The sequence below is a fragment of the Sphingomonas sp. genome, assembly GCF_035555815.1.
In the GTDB taxonomy this organism is placed as follows: Bacteria; Pseudomonadota; Alphaproteobacteria; order Sphingomonadales; family Sphingomonadaceae; genus Sphingomonas.
The window spans coordinates 1-6,431 of the sequence record NZ_DATMGG010000149.1 but is presented as its reverse complement, the minus strand read 5'-3'; the positions used below and the strand labels follow the sequence as shown (position 1 = coordinate 6,431).

7 protein-coding genes and 1 pseudogene are annotated in these 6,431 nt (G+C 67.9%); 3 read left to right on the top strand and 5 right to left on the bottom strand.

Going from position 1 to position 6,431, the window contains the following annotated elements:
* Together VNR91_RS08320 and VNR91_RS08315 are read right to left on the bottom strand one after the other, a co-directional pair.
* Positions 1-1,220: stimulus-sensing domain-containing protein (locus VNR91_RS08320; RefSeq protein WP_325490305.1), on the bottom strand; the 1,220-nt coding region annotated here is incomplete at its 3' end.
* Positions 1,220-1,924 (bottom strand): response regulator transcription factor, encoded by a 705-nt coding sequence (locus VNR91_RS08315; RefSeq protein WP_325490304.1) that lies wholly within the window; start codon positions 1,922-1,924, stop codon positions 1,220-1,222. The genes VNR91_RS08315 and VNR91_RS08320, both read right to left, overlap by 1 nt.
* 92 nt (positions 1,925-2,016) lie before the next feature.
* Here VNR91_RS08315 and VNR91_RS08310 point away from each other — a divergent pair, with 92 nt between their 5' ends.
* Complete coding sequence (locus tag VNR91_RS08310) at positions 2,017-3,675, top strand: phosphoenolpyruvate carboxykinase (protein WP_414712394.1); 1,659 nt, start codon at positions 2,017-2,019, stop codon at positions 3,673-3,675.
* Positions 3,676-3,801: 126 nt separating this feature from the next.
* On the opposite strand, the gene VNR91_RS08305 is transcribed toward VNR91_RS08310, so the two are convergent.
* Positions 3,802-4,200: a DUF3597 domain-containing protein gene (locus VNR91_RS08305; RefSeq protein ID WP_325490302.1), complete on the bottom strand. Its 399-nt coding sequence runs from the start codon at positions 4,198-4,200 to the stop codon at positions 3,802-3,804.
* A gap of 149 nt (positions 4,201-4,349) precedes the next feature.
* Between VNR91_RS08305 and VNR91_RS08300 the strand changes: the two genes are divergently transcribed.
* Positions 4,350-4,736 (top strand): hypothetical protein, encoded by a 387-nt coding sequence (locus tag VNR91_RS08300; RefSeq protein ID WP_325490301.1) that lies wholly within the window; start codon positions 4,350-4,352, stop codon positions 4,734-4,736.
* A gap of 59 nt (positions 4,737-4,795) precedes the next feature.
* Here VNR91_RS08300 and VNR91_RS08295 read toward each other — a convergent pair whose 3' ends face one another.
* Together VNR91_RS08295 and VNR91_RS08290 are read right to left on the bottom strand one after the other, a co-directional pair.
* The gene (locus VNR91_RS08295) at positions 4,796-5,263 is read right to left on the bottom strand and encodes an NfeD family protein (protein ID WP_325490300.1); all 468 of its coding nucleotides are present in this window, start codon (positions 5,261-5,263) and stop codon (positions 4,796-4,798) included.
* Position 5,264: 1 nt separating this feature from the next.
* Positions 5,265-6,239, bottom strand: a complete 975-nt coding sequence (locus tag VNR91_RS08290; protein WP_325490299.1) for an SPFH domain-containing protein — start codon at positions 6,237-6,239, stop codon at positions 5,265-5,267.
* A gap of 80 nt (positions 6,240-6,319) precedes the next feature.
* Here VNR91_RS08290 and VNR91_RS08285 point away from each other — a divergent pair.
* Positions 6,320-6,431: pseudogene (locus tag VNR91_RS08285) on the top strand (CoA ester lyase); the annotation flags it as partial.

The following is a 6,431-nucleotide window of genomic DNA, read 5'->3' as shown; positions in this document are numbered from 1 at the left end:
CCTTCGCCCAGCACCACCAGCGGCACGGCCACCAGCCGGTCGAGCCGCAGCCGCACGCCGCGCTCGACCCCGCGATCCTGCCGTTGCGCGATCAGCGCGTCGAGCAGTGCCTCGATATCGACAGGCTCGAACTTGGCGCGGCTGAGCTGTGCGTCGAGGCGCGAGGCGTCGGAGATGTCGGTGATCAACCGATCGAGCCGGTGGACGTCGTCGCGGATCACCGCGATCAACTGCGCCTGAAGATCGGGGTCGCGCACCCGCGACAGGCCGTCGACCGCCGACCGGAGCGAGGCGAGGGGGTTCTTCAGCTCGTGCGTGACGTCGGCGGCAAAGGCCTCCGTCGCGTCGATCCGCTGGCGCAGCGCGCCGCTCATGTCCGACAGCGCACGCGCCAGCAGGCCGATCTCGTCACGGCGAGAGGGGAGGCGCGGCACCACCACCTCACGCGCGCGGCCCAGCCGGACGCGCACCGCCGCGCGCGCCAGCCGACGCAGCGGTCGCACGATCGTCCGCGCCAGGAACAGCGACAGCAGGATCGATACGAGCGTGACGATACCCAGCACCACGCCCAGCCGAAACCGCTCCAGCCGCACCGTCTGGGTGACGTCGCGGACGTTGGCGACGGTGAAGACCGTGCCGTCGCCGTAACTCGCGGCGGCGGTTATCACAGGCGAGCGATCGGGCGCGCGCCACACGGTGGCGTGGGCGATGGCGGGGTCGCGGGCGGCGCGCACGTCGGACCATTGCAGCCCCTGGTCGCCGGCGCGCTCGCGGAACAGCGGCGCGCGCTGGGCGCCGACCACGGTGTCGATCATCGCGTCGAGGAAGCGCGCGGCGTCCTGCTGCCATCCTTCCTTGTCCGGGTCGATCAGCACGGCGTTGCGCGATCCCATCGCGCGGGTATCCGCCACCATCCGGCCGTCGCGATCGTAAAGGCGGACCCGTGCGCCGGTATCGCGCGCGAACCCCAGCGCCAGCCGGTCGCGATGGTCGCGCGGCGCCGCCGCCAGCGCATCGGCCATCAGCCGCACTTCCCGACTCGCCTGCGCCAGCCGGCTGTCGAGGATGCGGCTGCGATAGGAATCGAGGTAGAAGAACCCGCCGGCGAGCAGCGCCAGCGCAAAGATGTTCACCGCCAGGATGCGCGGGGTCAGCGACACTCGCGCCGACCACGACAGGGTCAGGTCGCGGTCGCCGGGAACGGAGTTGTCCGCCGCCATTACTCGTCGGCGAAGCGATAGCCCGCGCCGTAGAGCGTCTCGATCCCGTCGAAATCGGGGTCGACCTCACGGAACTTGCGGCGGACCCGCTTGATGTGGCTGTCGATGGTGCGGTCGTCGACGTAGATATCGTCCTGGTACGCGGCATCCATCAGCTGGTTGCGCGTCTTGACGATGCCGGGGCGCTGGGCGAGCGTTTCCAGGATCAGGAATTCGGTGACGGTAAGCGTCACCACCCGGCCGCCCCAGGTGACGCGGTGGCGGGCCGGGTCCATCGTCAGCCGTCCGCGCTCCAGCGCGGCGGGGGGCTCGCCCGCCGCGTCCGCACCGCCGCCGGCCGCTTCGGTCCGGCGCAGGATCGCCCGGATCCGCGCGATCAACAGCCGCTGGCTGAACGGTTTGGCGATATAATCGTCCGCGCCCATCGCCAGGCCCAACGCCTCGTCCAGCTCGTCGTCCTTGCTGGTCAGAAAGATCACCGGCACCGCGCTTTTTTCCCGCAGCCGGCGCAGCAGTTCCAGCCCGTCCATGCGCGGCATCTTGATGTCGAGCACCGCCAGGTCCGGCGGGTTGTCGATCAGCGCCTTCAGCGCGGTGTCGCCGTCGGAATAGACCCGCGTCAGGAACCCCTCGGTCTGCAAGGCGATCGACACCGAGGTGAGGATGTTGCGGTCGTCATCGACCAGCGCAATCGTTGCCGTCATGCGTACAGGGCTAGTCGAAACCGGGACACGTCTCAACCGTCGCCGGTTTGACCGGCCTCCCGGCGACCGATATGCGCATCGGGAGCGAGGCCATGCTGCATGTGCCCCCGAAAGCGGGGCCGTTGAGGAGAGTGATTTTGACCGAGCGTACCCCGCGCGTTGGTCTCGACCGTCAGGGAATCGAGACTGCCGCCGCGATCCACTGGAATCTTGTCGCCGCGCCATTGGTGGAGCTGTCGCTGCGCCGTGGCGAGGGTCGGCTGGCCCAGGACGGCCCGCTGGTGGTCGAGACCGGCCGCCACACCGGCCGGTCGGCACAGGACAAGTTCATCGTCCGCGACGCCACCACCGAGGACAATGTGTGGTGGGGCAAGACCAACAAGGCGATGGACCCCGCCGCCTTCGCCAACCTCAAGGCCGATTTCCTGGCGGCGGCGGCGGCGAAGGACACGCTGTTCGTCCAGGATCTCTACGGCGGATCGCAGCCGGAACACCGCGTCAACGTGCGCGTGATCACCGAGCTGGCGTGGCACAGCCTGTTCATCCGTACGATGCTGGTCCGGCCCGAGCCGGGTGAACTGGCCGGGTTCGATCCCGAATATACCATCATCGACCTGCCCAGCTTCGTCGCCGATCCCGCGCGCCACGGTTGCCGCAGCGAGACGGTGATCGCGGTCAATTTCACCGAGAAGCTGATCCTGATCGGCGGCACGCGTTACGCGGGCGAAATGAAGAAGTCGGTGTTCGGCCTGCTCAACTATCTGTTGCCGGTCGCCGGCATCATGCCGATGCATTGTTCGGCCAACATCGGCCCGGATGGCGACACCGCGGTGTTCTTTGGCCTATCGGGCACCGGCAAGACGACCTTGTCGGCCGATGCCAGCCGCACGCTGATCGGCGACGACGAACACGGCTGGTCGGATGAGGCGGTGTTCAATTTCGAGGGCGGTTGCTACGCCAAGATGATTCGACTGTCAGCGGAGGCCGAGCCGGAGATCTTCGCGACCACAAAACGCTTCGGCACGGTGCTGGAGAATGTGGTGATGGACGAGGCGACGCGCGCGCTCGACCTCGATGACGCCACGTTGGCGGAGAACAGCCGCGCCGCCTATCCGATCGATTTCATCCCCAACGCATCGGCGAAGAACCTCGGGCCGGTGCCGCGCAACATCGTGTTCCTCACCGCCGATGCCTATGGTGTGCTGCCGCCGATCTCGCGGCTCACGCCCGATCAGGCGATGTATCACTTCCTGTCCGGCTATACCGCGCGGGTGGCCGGGACCGAGATCGGCGTGACCGAGCCGGAGGCGACCTTCTCGACCTGTTTCGGCGCGCCGTTCATGCCGCGCCACCCGTCGGTCTATGGCAATCTGCTCAAGGAGCGGATCGCGAAGGGCGGGGTGACGTGCTGGCTGGTCAACACCGGCTGGACCGGCGGCAAATACGGCGTCGGCCAGCGGATGCCGATCAAGGCGACCCGCGCGCTGCTCAACGCCGCGCTCGACGGATCGCTCAATCAGGCCAGTTTCCGGACCGATCCCAATTTCGGTTTCGCCGTGCCAACGGCGGTGGCGGGGGTCGATTCGGCGATCCTCGATCCGCGCGCGACATGGGCGGACAAGGCCGATTACGACGCCACCGCCGCGCGGCTGGTCGACCAGTTCGTCGAGAATTTCGCCCAGTTCGCGGATCATGTCGACGAAGGCGTGCGCCAGTCGGCCCCGCAGCGCCAGCAGGCGGTCAGCGCGTAGCCGGGCGGTCCCGCAGAGTAGAGCCGTCATCCCGGCCTGGACCGCGATGACGGGTGAATATTCGGGGAACCGGCGTGGCGGCCCCGGCACGACGGCGTAGCCGCGCCGGGACCGCTACGACCGCGCTCAGTCGAGCAGCGACGCCGGCACCTTGCCGCCGTTCGCCGCCAGTTCCTTCAGCACGCGCTTGTGCAGCCAGATGTTATCCTCGGCGGTGCCGGAGAAATCGCTGGTGTAGCCCAGTTCCTTCGCCAGTTCCTTGCGCTCGGTCAGGCTCGATTCGAGGCCGACCAGCTTGAGAAGATCGACGATCGATGTCTGCCAGTTGAGGTGCGTGCCCTTTTCCGCCTGAAGCTGGGTCAGCACCGCCTCGATGTCGACTTCGACCGGGGCGGGTGCAGGCTGCGGGGCGGCGGCCGGCGTGGTCGCGGCCGGTGTGGCTGCGGTCGGCGCGGCGGCGGGTGCGGTGGGTGTGGCGGCCTTGTGGCCCCAGATCGCGTTCTTGATCGATGAGAAGATGCCCATGTGCGTTCTCCAATTGGCCCCCCGGCCGACAACGATCATGGGCGGCTTTCATGTCCGTTGCACGACGATTCGATCAAAATGCCGTGCTCGTATGTGTCATGCGGGGATGCTATCGTCGCACGGCTGGGGGGCTTGAGGAGTTTCTGACGATGGGAATGCTGGACGGATTGCTCGGTCAACTGAGCGAACATGTCGACGTCGCCGATCTGGCGCAAAAGGTTGGTATTCCGCACGATGTCGCCGCCGCCGCGATCGGCGCGCTGGCGCAGGCGCACACCGATCCGGGCGATACCGTTCAGGTCGCGCAGGGCGCCACCGGCCTTTCGCCCGACATCCTCAACCAGATCATCGGCCATATCGGCGGCGAGGGTGCGCTGGGCAATTACGCCTCGATGCTCGCGCAGAGTGGCGTGCTGGGCAAGCTTGGCGGATTGCTCGGCGGAGCGACCGCCCCGCAAGCGGGCGAGGCGGCGGCACCGGGCGGCGCGGGCGACATCCTCGGCCAGCTTGGCGGCCTGTTCGGCGGCAAGCAATAGCATCCCGCGCGGGGCCGCGCCCGGCGCGTGGCCCCACGTTATTCTCTATTCCCGTATCTCTATTCTCGCTGGGCGATGCCCGGTGGCAGCGCATCGACGCGTAGCGCCGTCCCGTCCGATCCGACCACGCGCATCCGCGTGCCGACCGGCACGTCTGGCCCGCGTGCCGGCCATTCGCCGTCGCCCACACGTACCCGGCCGCGGCCATGGTCGATCGCCTCGGTCACCGTCACCGTCTCCCCGATCAGCCGCGCGGCGCGATCGTTGAGCAGCGGATCGTCGGTCTCGACCGGATAGTCGCGGTAGAAGCGCCGCCCCAGCAGCACCGCGACCGCCGACCAGGCAGCGAAGCCGACCAGTTGCACCGCGATCGGCATGTCGGGGAAAATGATCGCCAGCACCCCCATGATCGCTGCGGCGGCGGCGAGGAAGATCAGGAACACGCCCGGCACCACCAGTTCGGCGACCGCCAGCACCACCGCCAGGATCAGCCACCAGCCGCCGAGATGGTCGAACCAGCCGGCCATGTCAGCCCTGCGTTCCCTCGAACGGGCCCTTGCGCGACGGCGCTGGGGCCGGCTTCGTCGCCGGGAGCTGCCCGCCCAGCGCGTCCTTGGCCAGTTCGCCGATGCCGCCCAGCGTGCCGATCAGCTGGGTCGCCTCGACCGGGAACAGGATGGTCTTGGCGTTCGGGCTTGTGGCGAACTTGCCCACCGCCTCGACATATTTCTGCGCGATGAAATAATTCAGCGACTGGCTGCTGCCCTTGGCGATCGCGTCGGAGACCAGTTCGGTCGCCTTCGCTTCAGCCTCGGCAGCGCGCTCGCGCGCCTCCGAGTCGCGGAACGCCGATTCGCGGCGCCCCTCGGCCTCCAGGATGCGCGCCTGCTTCTGCCCCTCGGCGCGCAGGATCTCCGAAGCGCGGGTGCCTTCCGCCTCGAGGATGTTGGCGCGCTTCTCGCGCTCGGCCTTCATCTGGCGGCCCATCGCGTTGACGATGTCGGCGGGCGGGCGGATGTCCTTGATCTCGACGCGGGTGATCTTCACGCCCCACGGCGTCGTCGCGTGATCGACCACCGACAGCAGCCGCGCGTTGATCTCGTCGCGCTTCGACAGCGTCTCGTCGAGGTCCATCGACCCCATCACCGTGCGCAGATTGGTGGTGGTGAGCTGGAGCAGCGCGACGTAGAGGTCGCTCACCTCATAGGCCGCCTTCGCCGAATCGAGCACCTGGAAGAACACCACGCCGTCGGTGGAGATCATCGCATTGTCCTTGGTGATGATTTCCTGCCCCGGAATGTCGATCACCTGCTCCATCATGTTCACCCGGCGGCCGACGCGGTAGAAGAACGCCGGGTAGAAATTGAACCCCGGCCGCGCCACGCTGGTGAAGCGCCCGAAATGCTCGATCGTGTATTGATAGCCCTGGCGGACGATCTTGATGCTCGACGCGAGGTAGACGACGACCAGCGCCAGGATGAAGGCGGCGGCGGTGAGTTCCATGCGTAGCTCCCCAGATGCGCCACGCGACTCCGCTGGCGGCTTCGTCAAACTGCTAGCATAAGCGCGCCATGATCACATCCATGTCGCTCGCGCCGCGCACCGCGCTGTTCCTGCCTGCCTCCAATCCGCGCGCGATCGCCAAGGCGCGCGAGCTGCCCGCCGACATGGTGATCCTCGATCTGGAGGACGCGG

Coding starts and splice junctions, on each gene's coding strand:
- VNR91_RS08300 (WP_325490301.1), top strand. CDS start 4,350: ATGGGAATGCTGGACGGATTGCTCGGTCAACTGAGCGAACATGTCGAC.
- VNR91_RS08290 (WP_325490299.1), bottom strand. CDS start 6,239: ATGGAACTCACCGCCGCCGCCTTCATCCTGGCGCTGGTCGTCGTCTAC.
- VNR91_RS08295 (WP_325490300.1), bottom strand. CDS start 5,263: ATGGCCGGCTGGTTCGACCATCTCGGCGGCTGGTGGCTGATCCTGGCG.
- VNR91_RS08315 (WP_325490304.1), bottom strand. CDS start 1,924: ATGACGGCAACGATTGCGCTGGTCGATGACGACCGCAACATCCTCACC.
- VNR91_RS08310 (WP_414712394.1), top strand. CDS start 2,017: ATGCTGCATGTGCCCCCGAAAGCGGGGCCGTTGAGGAGAGTGATTTTG.
- VNR91_RS08305 (WP_325490302.1), bottom strand. CDS start 4,200: ATGGGCATCTTCTCATCGATCAAGAACGCGATCTGGGGCCACAAGGCC.